The sequence below is a fragment of the Lacisediminihabitans sp. FW035 genome, from assembly GCF_054880895.1.
Window position 1 is genome coordinate 1,182,143 of the sequence record NZ_CM142187.1, and the last position, 25,239, is coordinate 1,207,381.

A 25,239-nucleotide genomic window follows, 5' to 3' on the forward strand; every position below is an offset into this window, starting at 1 on the left:
TCAATTCCCGTTGCTCCCGGTGTTCCCCCGAACTCCGGATACAACGATTGGATACAAGTCTTTTGCTGTTCGACGTCGCAGCAGTCCTCTCGCCCTCCGGCGCGCTCGGTGGGGTCGCAGAGGCTTTCGGCGTACACGAAATCAGCCGCCAGGTGTCCGCTGTCGTAGTCGCCGTCGATCCGTCGACGCAGGACCAATCACTGTTCGGTGGGCTCTTCAGCCCCGTCGGATCCGACGCGGGGATGCTGGCGCCGGGAGGTCCCCGGCCGTCGGATGTGACCGCTTCCACTCCTTACTCGACCCCCGTCGACCCGTCCCTTTTTGCGCGAGCCAGTGGCAATGAGACCCTGGATCGGCTCACCGTCCTCTCCGGCTCCGAGATGGCCGCCTTCGTCGCCGGCAACCCGGGAGCCATCCACCGACTGCTCGTGAGCCCGCCCCGAGCGAGCTCGGTGGCGACCTGGTGGGGATCCCTGCCGAGCACCGGCCGGAAGGCCCTCGCGTCGTCGGCACCCGAAGTGGTCGGCAACCTCGACGGGGTGCCTTTCGCGGTGAGGGACCGGGCCAACCGCCTGGCACTGTCCCGTTCGGTCGCGCAGCTGGAGAAATCGATCGAGTCGGGTGCCGGCCGGGCGAAGCTCGTCGAGAAGCGCCACCATCTCGACATCCTCAACCAGGTGACCAAGACCCTCGAGCGCACTGCCGGCGAGCCGAAGCGCCAGCTGCTCACCCTCGACACCTCGGGGGAAGTGCGGGCGGCCGTGGTGGTCGGCGATCTTTCGACCGCGGACTACGTGAGCTATCTCGTGCCCGGCATGTTCTTCACCGTGCAGGGACAGATGTACGACTGGACGGTGATCGCGCAGGACCTGCAGACACAGCAGGCGGGCTGGCTCAAGACTCTGTCGGCCGCGGACCCCACCCTCGCCGGCAAAACGGCGGCGACGGTGGCCTGGATCGGGTACCAGACTCCGGGCGTGCTCGACATCGCGTCGCTGGATCGCGCGCAGAGCGGCGCCGACTTCCTCGGCCACGCGATCCAGGGCATCCGGGCGGCCCGCGCCGGCTCGCAGCCCTTCGTCAGCCTGGTGACCCACTCTTACGGGTCGACCGCCGCGATGATGGAACTCGCCAAGGGCGGGATGACCGTCGATGCCCTCGCGATCATCGGTTCGCCGGGATCCGCCGCGCAGTCCGCTTCCGCCCTGGCGGTCAAGAACGGCAACGTCTTCGTCGGCGAGGCCGCCTGGGACCCCATCGTGAACACCGCCTTCTACGGCAGCGACCCCGGGTCCAGCTCCTTCGGCGCCCGCAGGATGGATGTCGCGGCCGCGACCGACCCGATCACGCACAAGCCCCTCGCCGCCGCGGTCGGCCATCTCGGCTACTTCGACAGCGGCACGACGGCCATGCGCAACCTGGCGCTCATCGGCCTCGACCAGGGCGCCCTCGTCTCCACCGGATCGTCCGCCGACGCATCCCGCACCCTCGCCGACGCGCGCTGAGACGTTCCCTCCGGGCCATGGTTCGTCGTTCGCGTGACAGCGACACCCGGGCATCCGGGTCCGCATCGCCCGAGGAGCCGGCCGATCCCTCCCGTCGGCGATTCTTCGCGGCATCCGGGATCGCTGCGGCATCCGGGATCGCGCTCGGTGTCGGGGGCGCGGTCGCCGTCGAGTCCGCACGCCGTTCTGATTCCGATGATGAGCACGGCTTCACGCCGCTGAAAGCCCGGTCGGAGCCGGGATTCGATCACGTCGTGGTGTTGATGTTCGAGAATCGCTCCTTCGACAACCTGCTCGGCTGGTTGTACACGGACGAGCAACTCGCGCCGGGACAGCGTTTCGACGGGCTGCACCAGGGCGAGTACCGCAACCTCGCCCCCGATGGCACAGTGGTCGAAGCCCATGTCTATTCCGGCGGCGGCACGGATCGGATCATGGGGCTTCCGAACCCCGATCCGGGCGAGTTCTACCCGCACGTGAACACCCAGCTCTACGACGTGGTGGATCCGCCCTCCAATGCCGACATCCATCGCAACGGCATCTCGGCTCCGTGGAACGCGCCGAAGGACGATTCGGCACCCACGATGGGCGGCTTCGTGCGCGACTACATCGCCAATTTCGCGGCGACGAAGAATGGCGCGGCGCCGACCGAAGAGGAGTACCGCCAGGTGATGGGCGGCTTCTCGCCGGAGATGCTTCCCGTGCTGAGCACCCTCGCCCGCAGCTTCGCGGTCTATGACCACTGGCATGCCGCAGTGCCCTCGCAGACGTTCTGCAATCGGTCCTTCTTCCATGCCGGCACCTCGCACGGCTACGTGACCAACCGTGAGGGCGCCGGGTACCGCAAGTGGCTCGATGCCGAGGCTCCCACGATCTTCAACAGCCTCGAAGAAAAGGGCCTGTCCTGGCGGGTCTACTACGACGAGGGGCAGCTGGTCTCGCTCACCGGGATCCTCCACGCCTCGGCGCTCGAGAGGTACTGGAAGACGAACTTCCGTTCCATGGCGCAGTTCCACGCGGATGCCGCATCGGGCAACCTCCCCGCCTACTCCTTCATCGAGCCACGAATGGTGTTCAACCACAACGACATGCACCCGCCCTTCGGCGATTTGCGGGAGTCGCCGGTGGACGGCCAGGCCTTCTACGACAGCGCCCTCTCCGATGTGCGGGCCGGCGAAGTGCTGCTCGCGCAGGTCTACACGTCGATCAAGAATTCGGCCTCACCGACCGGGTCGAACGCCATCAACACTGCGTTCGTGATCACCTTCGACGAGCATGGGGGCACCTACGATCATGTGCCGCCGCCGCGGGCGGTGCCGCCGCACTCCGGTGGGGGACCGGGGGAGATGGGATTCACCTTCGACCGGCTCGGATGCCGCGTGCCCGCCATCGTCGTGTCGGCGTACACCCGGGCGGGGTCGGTGATCAATGACGAGATGCATCACGGCGCCGTCATCCACACCCTCGCCCAACTCCACGGACTGCGCCCGCTCACCCGGCGGGACGACACCGCGAACGGCATCTTCTCCGCGGTCAATCTCAGCCGCCCCCGCCAGCCCGCGCTCTGGCCGGATACCCACGCGTCCTACGTGCCCCCGAACCCTGAGAAGATGCTGCCGCACGAGGCGCACGCCGGCCGGCCACTCACCCCGCCGGCCGAGGGTCTGCTCGGCATCCTTCTGGCGAAATACGAACCGGATGCCCCGATCCCGCACACCTACGCGGACGCGTACGACGCCCTGGTACGCCATGGCACCGGACTCTTCGGCACGGTCGACCCGGCCGCATCCTGACGCCGTTCGCCGCTGGGTCGGCGCTCGCGACCGGTCGAATAGAATCGGGTGTCCCCCCAAGCGATCCAACGCACGGAGTTCCATGTCTGAAAACGAGCCTGATGGCCGCATCACCACCGACCAGGTCGCGCACCTCGCGAACCTCGCGCGAATCGCGTTGACTCCGGATGAGATCGAGAAGCTCACCGGAGAACTAGGGGTGATCATCGACTCGATCGCGAAGGTCTCCCAGGTCGCGACGGCGGATGTGCCGGCGACGAGCCATCCGATCCCGCTGACCAACGTGTTCCGGCCCGACGTGATCGGTGCGACACTCTCGCAGGAGGAAGCGCTCAGTGGCGCGCCCGAGCACGATGGAAGCCGTTTCAAGGTCTCCGCCATCCTGGGGGAGGAGCAGTAATGGCCGTCGACCTCACCCGCCTCTCCGCCGCGTCCCTCGGCGAACTGCTCACCGCCCGCGAGGTCTCGAGCGTGGAGGTCACCCGCGCTCACCTCGACCGCATCGCCGCCGTCGACGGTGACGTGCACGCCTTCCTACACATCTCCAAGGACGCGATCGACACCGCCGAGGGCATCGATGTGCTCCGTCGCAGCGGCGACCAGCTCGGTCCCCTCGCCGGCATCCCGGTCGCCATCAAAGACGTGCTCTGCACCCTGGACATGCCGTCCACCGCCGGGTCCCGCATCCTCGAGGGCTGGACTCCGCCCTACGACGCGACAGTCGTGAGCCGATTGCGGCTCGCCAATCTCGTGCCGCTCGGCAAGACCAACATGGACGAGTTCGCCATGGGCTCGTCGACCGAGCACTCCGCCTTCGGTCCAACGCACAACCCGTGGGACCTCGACCGCATCCCCGGCGGCTCCGGCGGCGGATCGGCTGCCGCGGTCGCCGCCTTCGAAGCGCCCCTTGCTCTCGGTTCGGACACCGGTGGATCCATCCGCCAGCCTGCCGCCGTCACCGGTTCCGTCGGGGTCAAGCCCACGTACGGCGGGGTCTCCCGCTATGGTGCCATCGCCCTCGCATCCTCACTCGACCAGGTGGGCCCGGTCGCGCGCACCGTTCTCGATGCCGCACTCCTCCACGATGTGATCGGCGGCCACGACCCGCGCGACTCCACCTCGCTGCTCGACGAATGGCCGAGCTTCGCCGCCGCCGCGCGAGCGGGCCAGCTGAAGCGCACCCTCACCGGCGTGAAGATCGGCGTGGTGAAGGAGCTCGACGCTCCCGGCTTCCAGCCCGGCGTGCACCAGCGCTTCCACGAGACCCTCGAACTCCTCGCCGACAACGGAGCCGAGATCGTCGAGGTGTCCGCTCCGAACTTCGAGTACGCCGTCGCCGCGTACTACCTGATCCTGCCGGCCGAGGCCTCGAGCAACCTCGCCAAGTTCGACTCGGTGCGGTTCGGGCTTCGGGTCAATCCCGTCGGAGGCGGCACCGTCGAAGACGTGATGTCGGCCACGCGGGAGGCGGGTTTCGGCGCGGAAGTGAAGCGCCGCGTCATCCTCGGGACCTACGCGCTCAGCGCCGGCTACTACGACGCGTACTACGGCAGCGCCCAGAAGGTGCGCACGCTCATCCAGCGCGACTTCGCTGCCGCATTCGACCAGGTCGACATCCTGGTGAGTCCCGCTGCTCCGACCACGGCGTTCAAGATCGGCGAGAAGATCGACGACCCGCTCGCTATGTATCTCAACGACGTCACGACGATCCCGGCGAACCTCGCGGGCATCCCCGGTATGGGTCTTCCGATGGGTCTCGCGCCCGAGGACGGCCTTCCGACGGGGCTGCAGCTCATGGCACCCGCGCGAGCGGATGCCCGGCTCTACGAGCACGGAGCGGTCATCGAGGCACTGCTCGAGGACAGCTGGGGGCACACGCTCATCTCGCAGGCGCCGGAGCTCGCGACGCGCTGACCGGGACGGCGCCCCGCCGACTGGGCAGGCCCGCGCCTCGACATCCACCGTGCCCCGACAGGACCGATTTTCTGCTGTCGAACGCACCGCCAGGCGAGAATCTGCTGAATAACGATCGCGGCTAGGTCTGCGTCGCGCGTTCGCGGAACGCCACCATGTTCATCCGGTTGCCGCAGCGAACGCTGCAGTAGCGCTTCGAACCGTTGCGCGACAGGTCGACGAGCACGCCCGTGCAGTCGGGCGCCTCGCAGCTTCGCAGCCGCGCAGTCTCACCCGAGCGGATGACGTCGACGAAGGCGAGCGCGATCTCGACGATCATCCTCTCGGCGAGCGGAGCCTCCGGCTCGGTGGCGTGGAGGTGCCAGGGAAGGTCGTCGTGACGTTCGAGGCGGGGCAGCGCCCGGGCCTTCGCGAGGATGCGGTTGATCTCGGTCACCGAATCGTCGACATCCATGCCCCAGAGCCGTCGGGCGAGGGCTCTGGTGTGCCGCACCTGCGCGAGCTCGGCCGCGTCATGATCGATGCGCCCGGAGTAGATCCAGCGGGTCAGGAATCCCTCAAGATCCGCTATCGAATCGATCTCGTCCACCCCGCTCTTCGAAGCACCCGGATCGGTGTTCGAGAGGGCGACAGCGAACTCCAGGGTTTCTTCGGTGTCAGGGGCAAAATGCAATTTGACTCCTTACTTTCCACCAGACTAGCGTCGGCTCTGTGAAGAGCACATCCACCAGTCTCGGTCTGCTGATCGCCGTCGTCGCCGCCGCCACCTTCGGTATGTCCGGAGCATTCATCAAACCGCTGCTCGAGGCCGGCTGGAGCCCGGCAGCCGCCGTGACCGCGCGCGCCCTGATCGGCGGGATCGTGCTCGTTCCGTTCGCCGCTTACTCCCTGCGCGGGCAGTGGGCCGTGTTGTGGCGCGCACGCTGGCGAATCCTCGCCATGGGTCTCATCGGAGTGGCCGCGACCCAGCTTGTCTACTTCGCGGCGCTGCAGCGCATCGCCGTCGGCACGGCAATCCTCATCGAGTACATGGCTCCTCTGCTGCTGGTGGTCTTCGTGTGGGCGACCAGTCGGCGGGTGCCGAAAGCCGTGGTTCTGGTCGGGTCCGTGGTGGCAATGGCCGGGCTGGTGCTGGTGGTCTCGCCGGGCACCCAGGGCAGCGCCGACCTGCTCGGCCTCTTCTTCGCCGCGCTGGCCACCCTCGGCTGCGCCGTGTACTACGTCGTCGCCGCGCGCCCGAGCGACGGCCTGCCGCCCGTCGCGCTCGCGGCCTCCGGCCTTGTGCTCGGAGGCGTCGTCCTCGGACTCGTCGGCCTGACCGGCATCGTCCCCCTTGCCGTCACCTTCGGACCGGTGCGGATGCTCGGCACCTCGGTGGCGTGGTGGATCCCCCTGCTCGTCGTGGGCGTTCTCGCCACCGCCGTCGCCTATGCCACGAGCATCACGGCCGCGGCCATGCTCGGCTCGCGCCTCGCCTCCTTCCTCGGACTGCTCGAGGTGGTGGCTGCGGCCTTCTACGCCTGGATCCTCCTTGGCGAAGACCTCTCCGTGTCCCAGTTGGTGGGCGGGGTGCTCATCCTGGTGGGCATCGGATTCGTGCGGGCCGAGAAGTCCGACACCGACACCGAGCTGGAGGCCGGGGCGATCCCGGATGTCTCGGCGCCGAGCGGCTCGACCGACACCGATCGGCCGCTCACCCCCGCGCCCATAGAATCGTCTGGTGGCTAAAGCTGAACTGATGGACTACGACCGAGCGATCGAACTCTTCGAGCCGGTGCTCGGTTTCGAGGTGCACGTCGAACTCAACACCAAGACCAAGATGTTCTCGGACGCGCCGAACTTCTTCGGCGGTGAGCCCAATACCAACGTGACGCCCGTGGACCTCGGTCTTCCGGGCAGCCTGCCGGTCGTGAACGAGCAGGCGGTGAAGTACTCGATCAGCCTCGGACTGGCCCTCGGCTGCAGCATCCGCCCGTCCAGCCGGTTCGCGCGCAAGAACTACTTCTACCCCGACCTCGCGAAGAACTACCAGATCAGCCAGTTCGACGAGCCGATCGCGTTCGACGGCAGCGTCGAGGTCGAACTCGAAGACGGTCGGCTGTTCCAGATTCCGATCGAGCGAGCCCACATGGAAGAGGATGCCGGAAAGCTCACGCACGTCGGCGGCGCGACCGGTCGCATCCAGGGTGCCGAATACTCTCTCGTGGACTACAACCGTGCCGGGGTTCCCCTGGTGGAGATCGTGACCAACATCATCTACGGCGCCGAGCGGGATGCCCCGGAGCTTGCGAAGGCCTACGTCTCGACCATCCGCGACATCGTGCGTTCGCTCGGCATCAGCGATGCGAAGATGGAGCGCGGCAACCTGCGCTGCGACGCCAACATCTCGCTGACCCCGCGCGGCTCCGGAAAGCTCGGCACCCGCACCGAGACGAAGAACGTCAACAGCCTGCGAAGCGTCGAGCGCGCCATCCGGTACGAAATCCAGCGCCAGGCAGCCATCCTCGCCGACGGCGGCACGATCACGCAGGAGACCCGGCACTGGCACGAAGACACCGGCGTCACCTCCGCCGGACGCCCGAAGAGCGATGCCGACGACTACCGCTACTTCCCCGAGCCCGACCTGCTGCCGGTCGAGCCCTCGATCGAGCTCATCGAGGAGCTTCGAGCTGCCCTTCCCGAGGCGCCCGCAATCCGTCGTCGTCGCCTGAAGGACGCGTGGGGCTTCACCGATCTCGAATTCCAGGATGTCGTCAACTCCGGCCTGCTCGTGGAGATCGAGGAGACCACGGCCGCCGGGGCATCCGCCGCTCAGGCCCGCAAGTGGTGGACCGGGGAGATCGCTCGGCTCGCCAACGCGGCATCCGTCGACGCGTCGTCGCTCGTGTCTTCTGTGGATGTCGCCGAGCTGATCGCGCTGATCGAGAGCGGCGAACTCACCGACCGCCTCGCTCGCCAGGTACTCGAAGGAGTCGTCGCCGGCGAGGGAACCCCGGCCGAGGTCGTGGAGTCCCGCGGCCTCAAGGTCGTCTCGGACGACGGTGCGCTCATCGCCGCCATCGACGAGGCTCTCGCGGCCCAGCCGGATGTGCTCGAGAAGATCCGCGACGGCAAGGTGCAGGCAGCCGGTGCCGTCATCGGCGCGGTGATGAAGGCCATGAAGGGCACCGCGGATGCAGCCCGCGTGCGCGAGCTGGTGCTGGAGCGCGCGCAGCAGTAGGGGGCGGCGGTGCGGAACCGCGCACCTTCGGGCTGCGTGATGGACTCGTATCCGGGCATCCCGAATCGACTTGGTAGTTGTTGCGACTTTCCGCGCCCGGAAGTCGCATCAACTACCAACTCGATTGCTGGTTCCGAATCGAGTCGGGGGTAGATGCGGGACCAATCGTCTCGATGTCACATGTACTCCCGAATGGATTCGACGGGTTGGCTCTGCGGCGGATTGATGCTCCGACTTCGCGTGCCGACGACGGCTACGGTGGGAGGAACGCACCTCACGTCGAGATTGGATACCGCATGACCGTCACAGCAACGCTCGAGCTCGCCATCTCCCCCGAATCAGCGGATGACGCGCTGAGGGTGATCCACGAGGTGCTCGAGGCCACCCGCGCCTTCCCGGGCAATCGAGGGGTCGACGTGCTCGTCGATTCCGCAAATCCGCTGCGCATCGTGCTGCTCGAGCGCTGGGAATCGCTCGAGGCGGATTCCGCCTACCGCGCCTGGCGCGCCGGCGACGGCAAGTCCGCCCTCGGCAGCATCCTCGCCGCTCCTCCCGTGCTCGGGGTCTTCACCACGGCCGAAGGGGTCTAGCGACCCGGATCGCGTCACCTCGAGGCCTCCCTCCCTAGACTTCGGGGATGATCGTGGAACACGTAATCCTTCCCGTGCGCGCCGGAAGGGAGGCCGAGTTCGAAGCGGCCTTCGCGAACGCGCGGCAGCTTATCGAAGCGTCCGACGGGTGTCGGGGGCTGTCGCTCTCGCGCGGTGTGGAGCATCCCGAGACGTATCTCCTGCTGGTGGAATGGGACTCCGTCGACGCCCATGAGATCGGATTCCGCGGGTCGCCGGCATATGGGAAATGGAGCGCATTGCTGCACGGGTTTTACGACCCCTTTCCAACCGTGACGCACTTCGGGCCGCTTGCGGCAAGCGGGCTCCGCGCCGGACCGCGCCCCGAGACATCCACGAACGGGCCGCATCGGCAGCGCACCCAGCGCTCGACACCGGCGATCTGGGGTCGTCTGGTGGCGCGCACATTCGCGCTTGACGGCGTCGTCGAGGGACACAGTTCCGTCTCGCCCGCGAGCTCGCGCGCTGCGTTGCTGGAGGGCATCTCGACTGCCCGGGCGCCCGAGACCTCGCTCGCACACCCGGGTAGTCCGGCGGAACCGGTGCACCTTCATGGGGTGGATGACACGAGCATCCACCTCTGCCTACCGTCGGAGCGCGCCGCTGAACTCTGCGATCGAGGATGGGGCGAGCCGCACCAGTACGCGGACTACGGCACGGAGATCATGATCTACGGCCCGAGGGACGAAACCGAGCTCGAATTCGTGATCGGTGTGATCGGCGAGAGCGTGACCTGGGCACTGCAGAGCAATAAGGACACACTCAGCGATAGTACTTTGACATAACGCTTGCATTTTTGTTCTGAAAGATATATCGTAAACCCATCGCAGAAGTTCTGCGATGGCTCACAGCGAATGCCGGTCCTTCCGGTAGGACGCACCGAGCAGAACGAAAGGTACTGCGACCATGAACCGCAACCACAATCACATCCCCCAGAATTCAGATCAACATCCCCGCCGATTCCATCACCAGCCGGGAAGTCACGGCCACGGCGCGGGTTTCCCCGGCGGCTTCGAGCGCGGCTCGTTCCCGGGGGGCGCCGGCTTCGGCGGCTTCCCGGGCGGCCCGGGCTTCGGCCCGCGTGGACCGCGTCGCGCCGGCAAGGGCGACATCCGCTCCGTGATCCTGTCCCTGCTCTCCGAGGGCCCCTCGAACGGCTACGGCCTGATCAAGGCCATCGCCGAGAAGACCGGCGGCGCCTGGCGCCCGAGCCCCGGATCGGTGTATCCCACCCTCCAGCAGCTCGTGGACGAGGAACTCATCGTCTCGACCGGAGACGGTCGCAAGACCGAATTCGACCTGACGGATGCCGGGCGCACCTACGTCTCGGAACACGCGGAAGACTTCGCCAAGGCCTGGGAGGCGACCCCCGGCCGCTCCGAGCAGGCCGGAGCCTTCTTCGAGAGCGTCGGCAAGCTGATGGGCGTAGCCCAGCAGTTCCGTCACTCGGCCACGGACGCGCAGCGCGCGGCCGCCATCGAGAAGCTCGACGAGACGCGACGCGCTCTCTACCTGATCCTCGCGGACTAGCCCACACAACGAATGGCCCATCGCACTAGCGATGGGCCATTTCTTTGTCGGCACGGGCTATCGTGTGAGCATGCGCCTCGTGCACGCCTGGCTGCTGGCCTCCGCAACCGCGGCCCTGCTGGCCTACTCGGGAGTGCCCTCCGCCCCTGGGACGCTCGCCGTCGTCGGAATCGCCGCGGCCGCGATTGCGGTCATCGTCGCGATGCGCTTCGCTGTGCTCGCCGTGGGGTGCCTGGAGTTGGCCATCGGATGCCGAGCCCGCGCCCATCGCCAGGTGCTGGGCCGCATGCCCGCGCCGCAGCATCCGCGCACCTCCGGACGCCCGCGCACCCGAGCCCCCGCCCAGTCGATCACGGTCGCGTAGCGGTCCTGCTCTCGAGCGGATGCCCCGTGGCCACTCGGTCACCCCATCCGCTTCGACTGCAAGGAACACTGTCATGGACCCATTTTCGTTTCCGCCCCTCGCTGCCCTTCTCGAGGGTGCGTACCGTCTTCTCGAAGGTCTCGCCGAAATTCTCCATCCGATCGCCGGTGCCTCGAGCGGCGCACTTGCCATCGTCGCTGTCACCGTTCTCGTGCGGGTGCTTCTCGTTCCCGTCGGTATCTCCCAGGTGAAGGCGGAGGGGGTCCGCCGGCGACTGTATCCGCAGATCCTCGAGCTCCAGCGTCGACACCGTAGAGACCCGGTGACCCTGCAGCAGAAATCGGCCGAGCTCTACCGGGCCGAGAACAGCTCGCAGTTCGCCGGGATACTTCCGGCGCTCGCCCAGGCGCCGGTGCTCTCGGTTGTGTACACCCTGTTTGTGCGCACCACGATTGACGGGCACGCGAATGCGCTGCTCGCCCGACACCTGTTCTCGGCTCCGCTTGGGGCGTCCTTCGCCCAGGTCGTCATCGGTAACGGTGGGGGCGTCATCGTCTACCTGGTGCTGTTCGCCGTGCTTGCCGTGGTCGCTTCGATCTCGCGTCGGATCGCCCTTCGCCTGCGTCTTGTGGATCCGGACGCTCCCTCCTCCGCGGCGACCGTCGCGCGCGTGGTCAGCTGGTTGCCGTTCGCGACCATCCTGTTCGCGGCGCTCGTGCCGCTCGCGGCAGCCGTCTATCTTGCGGCCTCGGCGACCTGGACCCTTGGTGAGCGGATTCTTCTGCGCCGCTGGTATTTCGATGCCCCGTTCGAGGGGAGGCGAGGCATCCAGTCGTCGCGCTAATCTCAGCTATCGGGAACCGCTCCCGCGGCCGGGGAGCAGGTGCACGATGAAGTCACGATGGATTCTGGCCTGCTCCGCCGCGGTCGCGGTCACCGGACTGCTCGCGGGGTGCGCGGCCCTGTTCCCCCTCGTCAACACCGTCACCGAGAAGGTCAATGGATCCCTCGTGATCCCCGTGGTCGGTGACTGTTGGCGCACCGATTTCACCACGATCGACTCCGACTACACCTGGACGAGCGGTCGGCCGGTCGACTGTGCGACGGCTCATCAGAGCTATACCTATGCGGTGGCCTCGGTGTCGAAGGCGCTCTCCCGCACACTGATCGACCCGGCCACCGGCTACGTCAAAGACGAGATCGACACGGCGGCGTGGAACAGTTGCGATGCAGCGTCACCGCATTTCCTCCCGAGTACCGCAGTTCGCGAGAAGCGCCTCGAGCAGGGCTATTTCCTGCCGTCGGAAGCCGCCTGGGCCGCCGGAGCACGGTGGGTGCGGTGCGACTTCGCGATCATCGCCTACGGCAGCGCGCTCGCGGATCCGCGACTCGAGAAACTGCCCGCCGACATCGGCAGTTTCGAGCACGACGTGCAGAACAGCCCCGAGATCTTCGCCATGTGCATCACCACCTCTGAGGAGACCGCCTCCTCGGACCCCTTGGGCTCCGAGACGGCGAGATTCGCCGACTGCGCCGCGGATCCCCAGTGGCGCGAAGCGTCCGAAGACTCTCTGCCGGGGGAGGACTCGGCGCCCTTCCCCAGCGAGAAGGTACGCAACGCCTTCGACCAGGCGAACTGCGGAGACCCGGCAGATGCCGCCGGTCAGATCTGGGTCACCTACGAGCCGACCGCGGACAGCTGGAAGCTCGGAGACCGCACCGTGGAGTGCTGGGTAGCCTCCGGCACGTCCACCCCCAATGCCTGAATGAACCGGACGCCCCTGTTGGGGATCGAGATCTTCGTTTCCGTGGACATGCAGCCGGACTAGCGAGGTCGGTCAGAGGGGCGACTGGTCACACTCCGGCGGGCGGCCAGACCCCGATCACGAACGAGAGCACAACGATCGTCACCAGTTCGTGCGTGATGTTGAGCACAGTGAGGCCACGCGGGCGCCGGTCGAAGGCATCGTGGGTGATGAATCTGGCGGCGGTGAATCCCGCCCACAGCAGGACTCCGGTGACCAGCGCGCTCGCCAGGAATCCGCCGCCGTAGAACTTCCAGGCGATGAAGGCGGCGCCGGCGAGCACCCAGGCGGTGATGAAACTCACGACGAGCGTGACGAGGATGGGGCCGATCGCGTCTTTCGCGTCGCCACTCGGCGTGACTCCGGCGATCTTCATCCAGTAGTTGCCGAACACGCGCGGGGTGTACCAGATCGAGCCGACGACCATGGTGGAGAGGGTGGCCACGATCACGGCCCAGTAGTTGATGTCGGGAATCATTCGGGCCTCGATTGGGGGAGCGGCGAAGGGGTGCCTGAGTCTAGCGAGCCGCGAGCCGCGGGTTCAGCGAACCATGGCACGACGAACCGCATCGATGGCCATGCCCACGTCCGCGGCATCCGTCGACCAGTTGCTCACCGAGATGCGCAGGATGTCGCGGTCCTGCCAGCGGGATCCCGACATCCAGACCGTGCCATCGGCGATCAGGTTCGCGGTCACCCGTCGCGTATTCTCGTCGTCCCCGAATGCGAGGCTCACCTGGGTGAAGACCACATCGTTGAGCACCTCGACGCCCGGGAGTTGCGACAGGCCGTCGGCGAGCGCACGCGCGTTGGCCGCGAGGCGCTCCACGAGATCGACCACACCGGCGCGGCCGAGCTGTTGCAGTGCAGCCCAGACCGGCACCCCGCGGGCGCGTCGTGACATCTCCGGAACCGTTCCGAAGGGGTCGCCGGGGCCATGATCCACCTCGATGAGATAACTCGTCTGCGTGCCGAAGGCCGACCTCGCTGCTGCCGGATCCGAGACCACGACGATGCCGCAGTCGTAGGGCACATTGAGGGTCTTGTGGGCATCGGTCGCCCAGGAATCCGCGGTATCCAGGCCATCGAGGTGTGTTCGATAGAGGGGGCTGGCGGCCGCCCACAGCCCGAAGGCGCCGTCGACGTGCACCCAGGCATCGTGCGAGTGTGCGATCTCGACAGTCTCGCGCATCGGATCGAAGGCTCCGGAGTGCAGGTTGCCCGCCTGGAGACAGACGATCGACGGACCGTCGACGCCCCTCATCGCCTCGGCGAGGGCGGCGGGGATGATCCGGCCCTCGCGGTCGGCATCCACCTCGATGGGCAGGCCGAGGCCGAGATAGCGGAGGGCGAGATCGACCGAAGCGTGCCGCTCACGGCCCGCAAACACCGAGATTCGCGGGGCTCCCGTCAGGCCGTCCGCGTTGAGGTTCCAGCCGACCCGGTCGAGCACCCGCTGCCGGCCGGCGGCAAGCCCCACGAAGTTCGCCGTGGTGCCTCCGGTCGTGAAACCCACGTCAGAGCCGTCAGGCAGCCCGAGCAGATCGAGCAGGATCTCGCCCGCGACCTGTTCTATCGCGGCCGTCGCCGGGGTGGCATAGCGCATCGCGGCATTCTGGTCCCACGCGCTGACAAGCCAGTCGGCGGCAAGGGCGGCGGGAAGCGTGCCGCCGATCACCCAGCCGAAGAATCGCCCGGACCCCATGGCCATCAGCCCGGGCTCGGCGATCGCCGCAAGGGTGTCGACGACCTCCGCGGGATCCATCCCACTCTCCGCGAGCGGCTGCGCCAGCGTGGCCACGACCTCATCGGCGTCCAGTCGCGGCGGCACCGACCGGGTGGGCAGTGAACCGAGCCACTCCCGGGCGTGCGCGTGCGCGCGGTCGAGGGGCTCATTGTAGGTATCCGGGTCGGCCGTCACGCTTCGAGGGTAGACCCGGGCGACTCACTCGCGGAAGACGGCGGTGCAGTTAAGTACGGACCGTTGCGCCTCCCGGAAGACGGTCTTTCGCGGCCGACACGCGAGTCGCAGCGACCAGCATCACGATGAGAGCCACCGCCGTGATGACCGCTCCCGCCCACAGGGGGGAGGTGAACCCTAGTCCAATGCTGATCGTGAGGCCCCCGATCCAAGCGCCGAGGGCGTTTCCCACATTGAACGCGGCGATGTTCGCGCTGGACGCGAGGGTGGGAGCGTCCGGGGCATAGATCATGACCCGGGTCTGGAGGCCGGGCACGGTACCGAAGCCGAACGCTCCCATGAGCACGAGTGCCACGATGGTCGCCACCGGATTCACAGCGAATACGGCGAAGGCCGCGAGCACCACGGTGAGCCCCGCGAGCAGCACGAGGATGGTGAGGTCGAGCCGGCGTTCGGCAAACCGGCCGCCCACGATGTTTCCGAAGAACAGGCCGATACCGAACACCACGAGAAGCCAGGGCACTGCGCCGGGGGTGAAACCGCTGACCCGGGTAAGGGTGAACGCGATGTAGGTGAACGCACCGAACATACCGCCGAAGCCGAGCACGGTCACGCCGATCGAGAGCCAGACCTGACCGGAGCGGAAGGCTCGCAGCTCACCGCGAAGGTTGCTCGCGTGAGCGGCCTCGGCGGTAGGGCGAGGCACGAGGGCGAGGATGCCGACGAGCGCGATCACCCCGATCGCCGTGATGGCCCAGAACGTTGCACGCCAGCCGAAGGCCTGGCCGACAAAGGTTCCGAACGGTACCCCGAGCACATTCGCCAGAGTGAGTCCGGTGAACATCACGGCGATGGCGCTCGCCTTCTTGTGTTGTGCGACGAGCCCGGCCGCGACGACGGATCCGATTCCAAAGAAGGCGCCGTGGCAGAGGGCGGCGATTATGCGGCCGAGCAGCATGATCGCGTAGTCGGGCGCGAGGGCAGAGACCAGGTTGCCCACGATGAAGAGAACCATCAGGCCGACGAGGACCTGCTTGCGCGGCAGCCGGGTGACGGCGGCAGTGAGCAGGATGGCACCGGCGGCGACGCTGAGGGCGTAGCCGGAGATCAGCCATCCGGCAGACGCCTCGTCGACGCCGAGGTCGGCGGCGACCTCAGGCAGAAGTCCGGCGATGACGAACTCGGTGAGGCCGATGCCGAATCCCCCCAGGGCGAGAGCGATCAATCCGACGGGCATGGCAAATTCCTTGTGGCTTCGCGGTAATAGCGCGTACGCTGATATTTGCAGACGCGGCATAAATAGTTGCACACGCTGGGTAGTTTTGCAAGGAGGATCAATGAGTATCGAAGGCGACGCCGTTGAGGTGCGTGCCACAGGCTGGCGCACGCTCGCCGCACTTCACGGACTGATCGACACCCGGCTCGAGCGCGCGCTCCAGTCGTCTTTCGACCTGTCCGTTGTCGAATTCACAGTGCTCGACGCCCTCAGCCGACAGGACGGCTGGCACATGCGCATGCAACAGCTCGCGCGGGCGGCGGCACTGTCGAACAGCGCGACCACGCGACTCGTCACCCGACTCGAGTACCGCGGACTGCTCACCCGCATCCTCTGCGCGGACGACCGCCGGGGGATCTACACGGAGCTCACGGCACCCGGGCGGGCGCTCTACGACCGGGCCCGGCCCGTCCACGACGCAACCCTCGAGAGCGCCCTCATCGAGGCTGAGGTGATGCCGGAACTCACCCCTCTCGTCGACGCGCTGCACGGGGTCGCGATTCCGCTAGCCGCCGCGCGCTGAGGCGATCCCGACCCGAGAAGCCGACTCCGCTCACCGCGCGCGCGGGTTCGCCAGCAGCAGTTCGGTGTTGTGGTCCTTCGGGAGCCCCTCGTGGGATCCGGTGTAGTTGACGTCGTTGAGCGAGAATTCGCGATACAGCGATGCGAGGTCCGCCTGCCCGCCATCGTCGTAGGAGCTCTGATAAGGAGCAGCGGATTCAATGAGAGTCGTGAAGAGTGACAGGGTGCCATCGTGGTTGTCGCACACGTCGATGATCCGCGCCTGCTGGGGGAACTCGATGTGGGAGGCCGTATTGATCTCCCAGAAACCGCGTTCCGGCGAGGGACCGGGGCGCGGGGTGATTGCGTTGCTGTGCGTGTGTCCGTTGACCCAGGCGAGCACGTTCGGATAACGCTGGAACAGCGCGACGAGCTCGGGCCCGAGGTGCCGGAGCTCAGCGGGATGGCCGGGATCAGGGGTGGAGTTGTCCATGGATCGGCTCGTGTGGTGGCTGAACACCACGAACAGGCGGTCGTCGGCCCCGTGTGTGACTCTCGCACCGCTCGAGTCGAAAGAGGTGCTGCTTCCCGATCGCAGCACTCGCTCCAGCCAGAGGAATTGGGCGTGACCGACGGATCCGCGCGTCCAGCCGCCCCGGTTGGTGGAGTCGAGGCAGATGCCGGTGACTCCGGGAGAGATCTCGAAGGTGTAATAGGCGATGCCATCGTGGACGGACTCCGGGGTGAAACCGTGGCCGACGGGCCCCGGCCCGGTCGCAGCGGGATCGAGGTGGGCCGCCATGAACCCGCTCGCGGAGAACGGGGTGCGCCGGGCATCGGCGGTCACCTGCCAACGCCGGTCCGCTCGTGCATCCCGGCCGAGCCGTGCCGTGGGGTCCCTGCTGAAAGCGGCAGCAAGGGTCGCGTTCGCGGCATCCGTCGTGAAGCCGGTGAATTTGGTGGTGCCGGTGTAGAGCTCCTCGAGCGGCGTCCAGTGTGCCGGGATCGTGCCTCCCACCGAGTCGTCGTGATTGCCGAACACCGAATACCAGGGCGTCGTGAGCCCCGGGCTGCGATGTTCGCGGATCGCCCGGTCGAAGAATCGGTCGATGCGGGGGAATCCGGCCCGCTTGTAGCGGTCCATCACCGCGAGCTCGGGGTTGTAGTAGAGCGGATCGCCCGAGTGCTGGACTCCCTCCCATTCCGCCTCGGCCCCGGAGTTTGCGACGATCGAGCCTCCGTTCATCACGGTGAGGAACCAGTCGAGCTCGAGGGCTTCGTTGTTGTCGGAGTTGTCACCGGTAGAGACCACGCAGTCGAATGCCCGACCGCTGAACGGCCCCGTCGACAGCTCGTTCACCCGCGCGACCAACTGGGCCGCAGCCTGGGTCCCGAGCGCTTCCTGCGGGCGGAAGAACGGCGGGCAGGTCGCCGCCATGAACTCGAAGCGCATCGGCGACTGGGCATCGATGATGTGCAGGTCGGTGAGATGCACGATCGACGCCAGTCCGGAACGCCGGTCATCCCGGCTCCGCTGGGCGGCGGCCAGGTCCTCGCGCACCACGAGGGGGAAGCCCGGGCCTTCGATGAGGCGACGATAGCCAGCCGTGGCGGACGCGCTCGCGGTGTGCTCCAAGGTGGTGCCGGCGGTGGTGAAGGCCCGTGCCCTGGCCAGTCGGATGCTGCTGTCCGCCTGCGCCGAGACCGTCCCGCCCGGCGACAGGCTGTCGACCGAGAGGAGCGCGAGCCCTCCCGCCGCGGCGAGAAGGAGTGAACGGCGCGTGATCCCTGGCACAGCGACCTCTTTCGTGGAAGGAGTTGCCCGGTGCGGAGCGAGGCTCCGAACCGAGATCACCTTCCCGAGGCCAGTTGGACAGCCAGTGAATAGCGCGACGGTGTCGCCTTAACATCGGGTCAACTGCCGGGTCGCTATCAGGGGAGTGCGCGCGAGACCGCGTGGGTATGCGGAAGGTCGCCGAAGGCCACGTTCTGGGCGATGTCGAGAGTGACCGATTCGCCATCGAACGCCAGAGAGACCGTGCGCGAATACGGGGTGACCACGTCGTAGGCCCGAACGACGAGGGTGTCGGGTGAGACCCAGCCCCCACTCGCCCACACCCGTCCGCCGGCGGATTCGACCCATTCGCCGCTGCCGAACTCCAGCACAGTGAGCGCTTCTCCGTCCTCGACCGTCAGCACCCCGGGCTCCACGGACATCGCGGTCACGGTCGCCTGATCGAAGGGGATGCGGATGCCCGCAATACGCTGCGCCCTCGGTGTCGCCCTCTCTCCCACGATGGCTGGCAGCGCGAGTGCTGCCAGCTCGCCCTGCACCGGTGAGGCCACCGGCGGCAGCGCCGAGTCCCCGAACGCGGGCAACAGGTGCTCCCAGACGAGGTCGAGCGCGAGCTGGGCCACCGGAAGCGCCGACGTGAGCACCACCACCGCATCCTGCTCCGGCAGCACGATGCAGAACTGGCCGAATGCACCGTCGGCACGGTAGCCCGCGAGCCGGTTACGCCAGAACTGGTAGCCGTAGCCCTGGCGTCCATCGAGATCATGATCGGTGGTCGAGGTGTCCACCTGCGGGGATGTCGCCTCGTCGATCCAGTCCGCCGGCACGAGTCGACGGCCGTCCCACTGCCCACGCTGCAGCAGCAGTTGCCCGAAGAGGGCCAGCTGTTCCGACGTGATACTGAGCCCCCATCCGCCCGCATCGATGCCCTGCGGAGACGTCTCCCAGGTGGCATCCGTGATGCCGAGCGGCTCGAGGAGTCTCGGACGGAGATAGTCGAGCAGACGCTGTCCGGTGAGCCGCTGCATTATCGCCGAGAGCACGTGCGTCGCGCCGCTGTTGTAGACGTAGTGCGTGCCCGGGGCGTGTTCGAGCGGTTGTGCGAGGATCGCCGCGGCCCAGTTGTCGCCGTGGGACGAGTCCGACAGGGCGACGGTGTCGGTCGCGTGTCCGGTGGTCATGGTGAGGAGGTGCCGCACGGTGAGGGCGGCCAGGTGCGGGTCGACCTCCGCCGGTAGGTCGTCTGGAAGCAGGTCGACGACCCGATCGTCGAGGGCCAGGAGTCCCTCGTCGATCGCGATACCGATCGCGAGGGAGGTGAAGCTCTTGCTCACCGAGAACATCATGTGCGGGTGCCCGGCGGAATAGGGCGACCACCAGCCCTCGGCCACCACCCGGCCGTGCCGAACGACCATCAGGCTGTGCAGGCTGTCGAGTCGAGCGTCCGCGGCGCGAAGGAAATCGAGGATCGCAGAGGAGGGGATTCCCTCGGCCTCCGGCGTGCTGCGGGGGAGTGACATCATGGCACCATTCTGCCGCCGCTGCCGCCGCGGAACTGTCAGCCCGTCGGCGAGGCTGTGGGGCGCAGCCGGATGCGACGGGAATTGCTCGCCCCGCCGTCATCCATCTCCACCTGGCCGTTGCGGGACTTCACGAAGTCGGTGAAGGTCTTGTAGCCGAGGGCCGATTCGCTGAAGGCCGGGTTGATGCGGCGCATCTGTTTCTTGACCTCGGAGCTCGGCATCCATTCGCTGTCGCTCTTGGCGATGCCGAGCCGAAGTGCCCGCATCATGAGGTTCGTGGCGGCTCGCGGCGAGAGCTTGATCGGCTCGTCGTCGTCGGTGGCGGTCTTCGATTTCTCCACGGCGGCATGTTTTCGCGCCGACTTGGGCGGAAGATCGGATGCCGCAACCGCGGCCTCCTCTGGCGGATCGCTCTCCTTCGTCGCGACCTCGGTGTCGTCCTCCATGCCGGGGCTGACGAGGCCGGGGAGGTCGTCGTAGTCCTGGAATTCATCGCAGGCGGCGATGAGGGACCGGCTGGTGGCGCCCGCCACACCGATGCCCACGACGTAGCGCCCGAGTCTCTTGCTGCGCTGGGCCAGGGCGATGTAGTCCGAGTCGCCCGCGACGATGACGACGTGGGTGAGGTCGTCGAGGCGGAACAGGTCCTCGACCACATCGACGGCGAGGCGGATGTCGGCGCCGTTCTTCATAGCCTGGGTCGTGGGGAAGAGCTGGGTGAGGTCGACCGCTCGATCGATGAGCTGCTTCTGGTAGCTGGCATTGGCCCTGGCCGACCAGTCCGCATAGGCGCGACTGATCACGATGGGACCGAAGGAGGAGGCGTAGTCGAGCACCGCGCCGAAGTCCACCGTCGCCTCCCGCAGCCGGGTGCCGACGACCCCCGCCGTGTCCGGTCCGAAATTGCGTGCGCCATCGGTGCTGAACCGGCGCGGGCCATGGAGCTGGTTGTAGCGCGAGACGACGATGTTGTCGAAGTCGATGTACACGGCTACCCGGTTGTCGGGGGATTCAGGCATTCGGCGCCTCTCGGTTCGGTGGCACCAGTCTCGTAGCCCCGATGTTAGGCGCGGATGCTCCCGGTCGCCAGACCGACGGCCCACTTCGTTTCTGATCTACTGGGAGTGGGAAGAGGCGCGAGATGACGGATGCACGGGGCACGAGCGAGACATCGCCCGATCCGCGGCGCTGGCGCGGGCTCTGGGTGCTGCTCCTCGGCCAGTTCGCCGCGCTCCTCGATGTGAGCGTCACGAACGTGGCCCTTCCCTCGATCGGGCGCTCGACCGGGTCGAGCCCGTCGGAACTGCAGTGGATCGTCACCGGCTACGTGCTCGCCTTCGGCCTGATGCCGATCATCGGCGGCCGGCTCGGCGACATCGGCGGCCGCCGTCGCATCTTCATCATCGGTCTCGTCGGATTCGTCGTCGCGAGCGCGGCCGTCGGCCTGTCGCCCGATCCCGTCTTCATCATCGTGGCCCGGGTGGTGCAGGGGCTCTTCGGGGGAGTGCTCGGCCCCCAGGTGTCCGGCTATATCCAGAACGCCTTCCCCCGTTCCGAACGGGGCCGCGCCTTCGGCCGCCTCGGTCTCGCGCTCGCCGTGGCGACGGCGCTCGGTCCCGTCGTCGGCGGGCTGCTCATCGCCGTCGGCGGCCCCGAATTCGGCTGGCGACTCGTCTTCTTCATCAACCTGCCGATCGGCATCACCGCCATCGTGCTCGCCCTCGCCTGGGTGCGGGAGGCGCGTACACCGCCCGGCACGACACGGCAGACTCTTGATGTGCCCGGCGCGATACTGCTCGGGATCGCGGTGCTCTGCGTGCTGTTCCCGATCGTGGAGTTCAGCACCTTCCGCTCGGGCTGGATCTTCCTGCTGATCCTGCCGGGTGCTGCCTTCGCGGCCCTGTTTCTGCGGCGGGAGGCGAGACTCACCTCGGCCGAGGCATCCCCGTTGCTCGATCTCCGGCTCTTCCGCCAGCCTTCGTTCACCATCGGGGTCACTTTCATCCTGCTGTATTTCTGCGGTTCCACCGGGCTTCCCCTCGTGCTCACGCTCTACCTTCAGCAGGGGATAGGGTTCGAGCCGCTCCAGGCCGCTCTCGCCGTGACCTCGCTCGCCGTGGGCTCGGCCGTGTCGGCTCCGATCGCGGGCCGACTCGTGCCGCGGATCGGTCGGCCGCTCGTGGTCGTCGGCGTCAGCCTGTTCATCGTGGGGGCTGCGTGGATCGCGATCGTCGTGGCGGCAGCGCCAACGCTCACCGACCCCGGCGCGATCATCCTCCGGCTCGCTTTTCCCCTCTTCCTGATCGGCGTCGGAGGAGGTGCCGTGATCACTCCGAACCAGACACTGTCGCTCGCGGATGTGGACAGGCGCATCGGCGGATCGGCCGGCGGAGTGCTGCAGACTTCCCAGCGCGTCGGGGCCGCGATAGGCCAGGCGGCGATCGGGGCGGTGTTCTTCGCGGTGCTCGCCGGCAGCGCAGCCTCCACCTCCCCCGGCTCGCCTGCGCAGCATCCGCAAGACTTCTCGGCGGCCATCGTGACCGGAGTCATCGCGGCGATGGTGTTCTCCGTCGCTGCTCTTGCACTCGGGCTGGTGGACCTGCGGGCCACCAGCCGTCGGCGGGCGGCGGCACACCTAGGCTGACCCCATGGAATCGTCGAAGGCCAGCGCAGCGCACCCGACGAGATGACCGTCTCAGCAGGCGCATATCTCGACGCCGTCGACGCGGTCATCGGTGAGTTCGAGACCAGGCCGACCGGGCTGAGCACCGAAGAGGTGATATCGCACCGGTCGCGGTTCGGCAGCAACGTCATCGTCGAACTCAAGAAGGAATCGGCACTCCGGCGCTACCTTCGCCAGTTCGCGGACTGGATGATCGTGTTGCTGCTGGCGAGCGCGGCCATCACCGCGGTGCTCGGTGACCTCGGAACAGCCGCCGTGCTCGTGGGGCTCGTCGCGCTCAACACGCTCATCGGATTCGTGCAGGAGTATCGCGCCGAGAAGACGATGGAGGCGCTGGAGAGGCTCGTTGCGCCCACCAGTGAGGCCTACCGCGACGGGGAGCTCGTGGAGGTGGAGTCGAAGAGCCTCGTGGTCGGGGATGTCGTTCGACTCGCCGAAGGGGTGTCTGTGCCCGCCGACGTGCGACTGATCGAGGTGACCGCATTCTCGACCAACGAGTTCGCCCTCACCGGGGAGAGCGATCCGACCCGTAAGAACGCGAACCGGATCCCGCACGAAGTACCGGTCGCCGATCGTCACAACATGGCCTTCGCGGGAACGACGGTGGCCACCGGCCAGGCCATCGCCGTCGTCGTCGCCACGGGCCTGCAAACCGAACTCGGCCGGATCGCCCGGCTGAGCCAGTCCGCTCCGACCACCCGGAGTCCCCTCCAGCTCGAGACCTCCAACATCGCCAAGTATGTGAGCTATGGCGTCGGCGCCGTCTCGATCGTTGTACTGGTGATCGCCGTGCGGGCCGACCTCCCGATCAAGGAGGCCATGCTCTTCGCCGTCGGATTCGCCTGTGCCCTCATCCCCCAGGGCCTGCCTGCAGAGGTGAACACTGCCCTCGCATCCGAAGCGGGCGCTCTTGCGAAACAGAACGCCCTCGTCAAGCGGCTGAGCTCGGTGGAGACTCTGGGAGCAACGCACGTGATCTGCACCGACAAGACCGGCACGCTCACCCGCAACGAGATGACGGTGACCGAACTCGTGGTCGGGACGACGCCCTATCGCGTCACCGGAATCGGATACGACCCGACCGGCCGGATCGAGCCGGGGACGGCGGATGCGGATCAGCGGTTGCGCGACTTCCTCGCTGTCGGGGTGCTCGCGAGCAACGCGCGGCTGGTGCCACCGAGCGACGACATCCGGCACTGGCATGTGGTGGGCGATCCGACGGAGGGGGCGTTGCTCGTGGCGGCCGACAAGGCCGGCATCGACCGCGCGGCCCTGCTCTCCGGTGCCGTGGAGATCGGCGAGCTGCCGTTCGACTCGACGCGCAAACTGATGACCTCGATGCGCCGCGACGCCACGGGTGCGGTCACGGCCTGGGTGAAGGGCGCGCCGGAAAGCATCCTCTCCCGGTGTTCGACGATCGACGACGGCACGCGGATACGACCCATCACCGCGGAAGACCGTGTCGCCCTTCTCGCGCTCCACACCGAGAAGGCGAGTCGGGCACTTCGCAACCTGGCGTTCGCGCGGCGTTCGATCACGGCTGCCGAAGCCGCGAGCGACGACCTCTCGGTGATCGAGAAGGATCTCACGATGCTCGGCCTGGTGTCGATGATCGATCCGATCCGCACCACCGTGCCGGACGCGATGGCCGCCGTGCTCGCTGCCGGCGTGAAAGTCAACATTGTCACAGGCGACTTCTCCCTCACCGCCGCAGCGATCGCCCGGCAGGCCGGACTCGCCGGGGACGACGGACTCGTCATCGTGACCGGCACCGAACTCGCGACGATGCCTGACGCCGAGGTTCTCGCCCACGCCCTCCACGGCGGCACGGTGTTCAGCCGGGTCGCCCCGGAGGACAAGGTGCGCATCGTCGACCTCGTGAAGGACTCCGGCTACATCGTGGCCGTCACGGGGGACGGGATCAACGACGCCCCCGCCCTTCGCCACGCGAACATCGGCGTCGCGATGGGGGAGTCGGGGACCGATGTGGCGAAGCAGGCGGCCGAGATCGTGCTGCTCGACGACAGTTTCGCGACCCTGGTCGGTGCCGTCCGCCAGGGGCGCACCATCTACCGCAACATCAGCAAGGGCGTGCTCAGCTGCCTCACCTCCAACGTCGCGGAGTTCGTCGTCAACTCTGTGAGTCTCGGCCTCACCTCGCTCTACGGCGTGCCCCTCGCTCTCAACGTGTTGCAGATCCTGGCCATCGACCTGTTGGGCGAGATCTTCCCGATCGCCGCCCTCGGGCGGGATCCGGAGGAGGGCGAGACGATGAAGGAGGCTCCGCGAGACCCTCGAGCGCGCATCCTCAATCGCCGGTCGCTGTGGGACCTCGCCTGGTGCGGAGCGCTCATCGGGGGTTTTTCGATCGCGAACTACCTGCTGTTCTACCAGCGCAGCGGGGTCGACCCGTTCGTCGGCTCGGTGCCGTCAAACGTGCTTGCGCCGGCCATGTCCATCAGTTACGCGACGATCATGGTCTCCCAGCTCGTGAGCATCGTCCAGCGCCGCAGTATCCACGGATTCTTCACTCGCTACCAGTTCTCCAACCGCGCCTTCTGGCTGGCGATCGCCCTCGCGATCGGCATCATGGGGGTCATCCTGTATGTGCCTCTCGTCGCGGGCTTCTTCGGCACGGCGCCCCTCGGCCCGGTCGACTGGGCCTTCGTCGTCAGCGCCGCGGCCGTCTTCCTTGGCATCCGGGAGAGTGCGAGGATGCTCGGTCAGCGAAGATCCCGCACGCGGATCCTCTAGACCCCCGCTCGGATCTCGCGCTAGAT

At 67.3% G+C, this 25,239-nt stretch carries 22 protein-coding genes; 15 read left to right on the forward strand and 7 right to left on the reverse strand.

Annotation, left to right across the window (positions count from 1 at the left end; translation table 11 throughout):
- The first annotated feature begins 47 nt into the window (after positions 1–47).
- From ACVXZ4_RS05665 to gatA, 4 genes are all read left to right on the forward strand, one after another.
- Positions 48–1,505: an alpha/beta hydrolase gene (locus ACVXZ4_RS05665; RefSeq protein WP_461797260.1), complete on the forward strand. Its 1,458-nt coding sequence runs from the start codon at positions 48–50 to the stop codon at positions 1,503–1,505.
- A 17-nt stretch (positions 1,506–1,522) separates the two neighbouring features.
- Positions 1,523–3,298 carry an alkaline phosphatase family protein gene (locus tag ACVXZ4_RS05670; protein ID WP_461797261.1) on the forward strand — a complete coding sequence of 592 codons (1,776 nt, stop codon included), beginning with the start codon at positions 1,523–1,525 and terminating at the stop codon, positions 3,296–3,298.
- Between the two features lie 82 nt (positions 3,299–3,380).
- A complete protein-coding gene (gene gatC, locus ACVXZ4_RS05675) occupies positions 3,381–3,698 on the forward strand; it encodes an Asp-tRNA(Asn)/Glu-tRNA(Gln) amidotransferase subunit GatC (protein WP_461797262.1) in 318 nt (105 codons plus the stop codon).
- Positions 3,698–5,212, forward strand: a complete 1,515-nt coding sequence (gene gatA / locus ACVXZ4_RS05680) for an Asp-tRNA(Asn)/Glu-tRNA(Gln) amidotransferase subunit GatA (RefSeq protein ID WP_461797263.1) — start codon at positions 3,698–3,700, stop codon at positions 5,210–5,212. Before gatC ends, gatA begins: the two co-directional genes overlap by 1 nt.
- A 121-nt stretch (positions 5,213–5,333) precedes the next feature.
- Here the strand turns inward: gatA and ACVXZ4_RS05685 are convergent, their stop codons facing one another.
- On the reverse strand, positions 5,334–5,885 hold the full coding sequence (locus ACVXZ4_RS05685; RefSeq protein ID WP_461797264.1) for a CGNR zinc finger domain-containing protein: 552 nt from the start codon (positions 5,883–5,885) through the stop codon (positions 5,334–5,336).
- Positions 5,886–5,923: 38 nt separating this feature from the next.
- Between ACVXZ4_RS05685 and ACVXZ4_RS05690 the strand changes: the two genes are divergently transcribed.
- From ACVXZ4_RS05690 to ACVXZ4_RS05725, 8 genes are all read left to right on the forward strand, one after another.
- Positions 5,924–6,940, forward strand: a complete 1,017-nt coding sequence (locus tag ACVXZ4_RS05690; protein ID WP_461797265.1) for an EamA family transporter — start codon at positions 5,924–5,926, stop codon at positions 6,938–6,940.
- Complete coding sequence (gene gatB / locus ACVXZ4_RS05695; RefSeq protein ID WP_461797266.1) at positions 6,933–8,432, forward strand: Asp-tRNA(Asn)/Glu-tRNA(Gln) amidotransferase subunit GatB; 1,500 nt, start codon at positions 6,933–6,935, stop codon at positions 8,430–8,432. The genes ACVXZ4_RS05690 and gatB overlap by 8 nt, the downstream gene beginning before the upstream one ends.
- Before the next feature lie 296 nt (positions 8,433–8,728).
- Positions 8,729–9,022: a putative quinol monooxygenase gene (locus ACVXZ4_RS05700; RefSeq protein ID WP_461797267.1), complete on the forward strand. Its 294-nt coding sequence runs from the start codon at positions 8,729–8,731 to the stop codon at positions 9,020–9,022.
- Positions 9,023–9,069: 47 nt separating this feature from the next.
- Positions 9,070–9,846 (forward strand): antibiotic biosynthesis monooxygenase family protein, encoded by a 777-nt coding sequence (locus ACVXZ4_RS05705; RefSeq protein WP_461797268.1) that lies wholly within the window; start codon positions 9,070–9,072, stop codon positions 9,844–9,846.
- A gap of 121 nt (positions 9,847–9,967) precedes the next feature.
- Positions 9,968–10,591 carry a PadR family transcriptional regulator gene (locus tag ACVXZ4_RS05710; RefSeq protein ID WP_461797269.1) on the forward strand — a complete coding sequence of 208 codons (624 nt, stop codon included), beginning with the start codon at positions 9,968–9,970 and terminating at the stop codon, positions 10,589–10,591.
- 70 nt (positions 10,592–10,661) lie between these two features.
- Positions 10,662–10,955 carry a hypothetical protein gene (locus tag ACVXZ4_RS05715; protein ID WP_461797270.1) on the forward strand — a complete coding sequence of 98 codons (294 nt, stop codon included), beginning with the start codon at positions 10,662–10,664 and terminating at the stop codon, positions 10,953–10,955.
- Positions 10,956–11,028: 73 nt separating this feature from the next.
- Positions 11,029–11,799, forward strand: a complete 771-nt coding sequence (gene yidC / locus ACVXZ4_RS05720; protein ID WP_461797271.1) for a membrane protein insertase YidC — start codon at positions 11,029–11,031, stop codon at positions 11,797–11,799.
- A 46-nt stretch (positions 11,800–11,845) separates the two neighbouring features.
- Complete coding sequence (locus tag ACVXZ4_RS05725) at positions 11,846–12,721, forward strand: septum formation family protein (protein ID WP_461797272.1); 876 nt, start codon at positions 11,846–11,848, stop codon at positions 12,719–12,721.
- Positions 12,722–12,809: 88 nt separating this feature from the next.
- Here ACVXZ4_RS05725 and ACVXZ4_RS05730 read toward each other — a convergent pair whose 3' ends face one another.
- The 3 genes from ACVXZ4_RS05730 to ACVXZ4_RS05740 form a co-directional block, all read right to left on the reverse strand.
- On the reverse strand, positions 12,810–13,238 hold the full coding sequence (locus ACVXZ4_RS05730; RefSeq protein WP_461797273.1) for a DUF1761 domain-containing protein: 429 nt from the start codon (positions 13,236–13,238) through the stop codon (positions 12,810–12,812).
- Between the two features lie 63 nt (positions 13,239–13,301).
- A complete protein-coding gene (locus ACVXZ4_RS05735) occupies positions 13,302–14,681 on the reverse strand; it encodes a pyridoxal phosphate-dependent decarboxylase family protein (protein ID WP_461797274.1) in 1,380 nt (459 codons plus the stop codon).
- A 49-nt stretch (positions 14,682–14,730) separates the two neighbouring features.
- Complete coding sequence (locus tag ACVXZ4_RS05740) at positions 14,731–15,918, reverse strand: MFS transporter (RefSeq protein WP_461797275.1); 1,188 nt, start codon at positions 15,916–15,918, stop codon at positions 14,731–14,733.
- 100 nt (positions 15,919–16,018) lie between these two features.
- Here ACVXZ4_RS05740 and ACVXZ4_RS05745 point away from each other — a divergent pair, with 100 nt between their 5' ends.
- Complete coding sequence (locus tag ACVXZ4_RS05745; protein ID WP_461797276.1) at positions 16,019–16,480, forward strand: MarR family winged helix-turn-helix transcriptional regulator; 462 nt, start codon at positions 16,019–16,021, stop codon at positions 16,478–16,480.
- 30 nt (positions 16,481–16,510) lie between these two features.
- On the opposite strand, the gene ACVXZ4_RS05750 is transcribed toward ACVXZ4_RS05745, so the two are convergent.
- The 3 genes from ACVXZ4_RS05750 to ACVXZ4_RS05760 all read right to left on the reverse strand — a co-directional run bounded on the left by ACVXZ4_RS05750 (position 16,511) and on the right by ACVXZ4_RS05760 (position 20,795).
- Positions 16,511–18,253 carry a TIGR03767 family metallophosphoesterase gene (locus ACVXZ4_RS05750; RefSeq protein ID WP_461797277.1) on the reverse strand — a complete coding sequence of 581 codons (1,743 nt, stop codon included), beginning with the start codon at positions 18,251–18,253 and terminating at the stop codon, positions 16,511–16,513.
- A 137-nt stretch (positions 18,254–18,390) separates the two neighbouring features.
- Positions 18,391–19,776, reverse strand: a complete 1,386-nt coding sequence (locus tag ACVXZ4_RS05755; RefSeq protein ID WP_461797278.1) for a serine hydrolase domain-containing protein — start codon at positions 19,774–19,776, stop codon at positions 18,391–18,393.
- A 35-nt stretch (positions 19,777–19,811) separates the two neighbouring features.
- Positions 19,812–20,795 carry an NYN domain-containing protein gene (locus tag ACVXZ4_RS05760; RefSeq protein WP_461797279.1) on the reverse strand — a complete coding sequence of 328 codons (984 nt, stop codon included), beginning with the start codon at positions 20,793–20,795 and terminating at the stop codon, positions 19,812–19,814.
- 122 nt (positions 20,796–20,917) lie between these two features.
- On the opposite strand from ACVXZ4_RS05760, the gene ACVXZ4_RS05765 reads away from it, so the two are divergent.
- Positions 20,918–22,420 (forward strand): MFS transporter, encoded by a 1,503-nt coding sequence (locus tag ACVXZ4_RS05765; protein WP_461797280.1) that lies wholly within the window; start codon positions 20,918–20,920, stop codon positions 22,418–22,420.
- 42 nt (positions 22,421–22,462) lie between these two features.
- Complete coding sequence (locus ACVXZ4_RS05770; protein WP_461797281.1) at positions 22,463–25,213, forward strand: cation-translocating P-type ATPase; 2,751 nt, start codon at positions 22,463–22,465, stop codon at positions 25,211–25,213.
- Positions 25,214–25,239: the final 26 nt, after the last annotated feature.

Excerpts from the sequence above, each read along its gene's own strand:
- gatA (WP_461797263.1), top strand. The coding sequence starts at position 3,698 with ATGGCCGTCGACCTCACCCGCCTCTCCGCCGCGTCCCTCGGCGAACTG.
- ACVXZ4_RS05745 (WP_461797276.1), top strand. The coding sequence starts at position 16,019 with ATGAGTATCGAAGGCGACGCCGTTGAGGTGCGTGCCACAGGCTGGCGC.
- ACVXZ4_RS05730 (WP_461797273.1), bottom strand. The coding sequence starts at position 13,238 with ATGATTCCCGACATCAACTACTGGGCCGTGATCGTGGCCACCCTCTCC.
- ACVXZ4_RS05700 (WP_461797267.1), top strand. The coding sequence starts at position 8,729 with ATGACCGTCACAGCAACGCTCGAGCTCGCCATCTCCCCCGAATCAGCG.
- yidC (WP_461797271.1), top strand. The coding sequence starts at position 11,029 with ATGGACCCATTTTCGTTTCCGCCCCTCGCTGCCCTTCTCGAGGGTGCG.
- gatC (WP_461797262.1), top strand. The coding sequence starts at position 3,381 with ATGTCTGAAAACGAGCCTGATGGCCGCATCACCACCGACCAGGTCGCG.
- ACVXZ4_RS05765 (WP_461797280.1), top strand. The coding sequence starts at position 20,918 with ATGACGGATGCACGGGGCACGAGCGAGACATCGCCCGATCCGCGGCGC.
- ACVXZ4_RS05710 (WP_461797269.1), top strand. The coding sequence starts at position 9,968 with ATGAACCGCAACCACAATCACATCCCCCAGAATTCAGATCAACATCCC.
- ACVXZ4_RS05760 (WP_461797279.1), bottom strand. The coding sequence starts at position 20,795 with ATGCCTGAATCCCCCGACAACCGGGTAGCCGTGTACATCGACTTCGAC.
- ACVXZ4_RS05705 (WP_461797268.1), top strand. The coding sequence starts at position 9,070 with ATGATCGTGGAACACGTAATCCTTCCCGTGCGCGCCGGAAGGGAGGCC.
- ACVXZ4_RS05770 (WP_461797281.1), top strand. The coding sequence starts at position 22,463 with ATGACCGTCTCAGCAGGCGCATATCTCGACGCCGTCGACGCGGTCATC.
- ACVXZ4_RS05740 (WP_461797275.1), bottom strand. The coding sequence starts at position 15,918 with ATGCCCGTCGGATTGATCGCTCTCGCCCTGGGGGGATTCGGCATCGGC.
- ACVXZ4_RS05755 (WP_461797278.1), bottom strand. The coding sequence starts at position 19,776 with ATGATGTCACTCCCCCGCAGCACGCCGGAGGCCGAGGGAATCCCCTCC.
- ACVXZ4_RS05670 (WP_461797261.1), top strand. The coding sequence starts at position 1,523 with ATGGTTCGTCGTTCGCGTGACAGCGACACCCGGGCATCCGGGTCCGCA.
- ACVXZ4_RS05715 (WP_461797270.1), top strand. The coding sequence starts at position 10,662 with ATGCGCCTCGTGCACGCCTGGCTGCTGGCCTCCGCAACCGCGGCCCTG.
- ACVXZ4_RS05725 (WP_461797272.1), top strand. The coding sequence starts at position 11,846 with ATGAAGTCACGATGGATTCTGGCCTGCTCCGCCGCGGTCGCGGTCACC.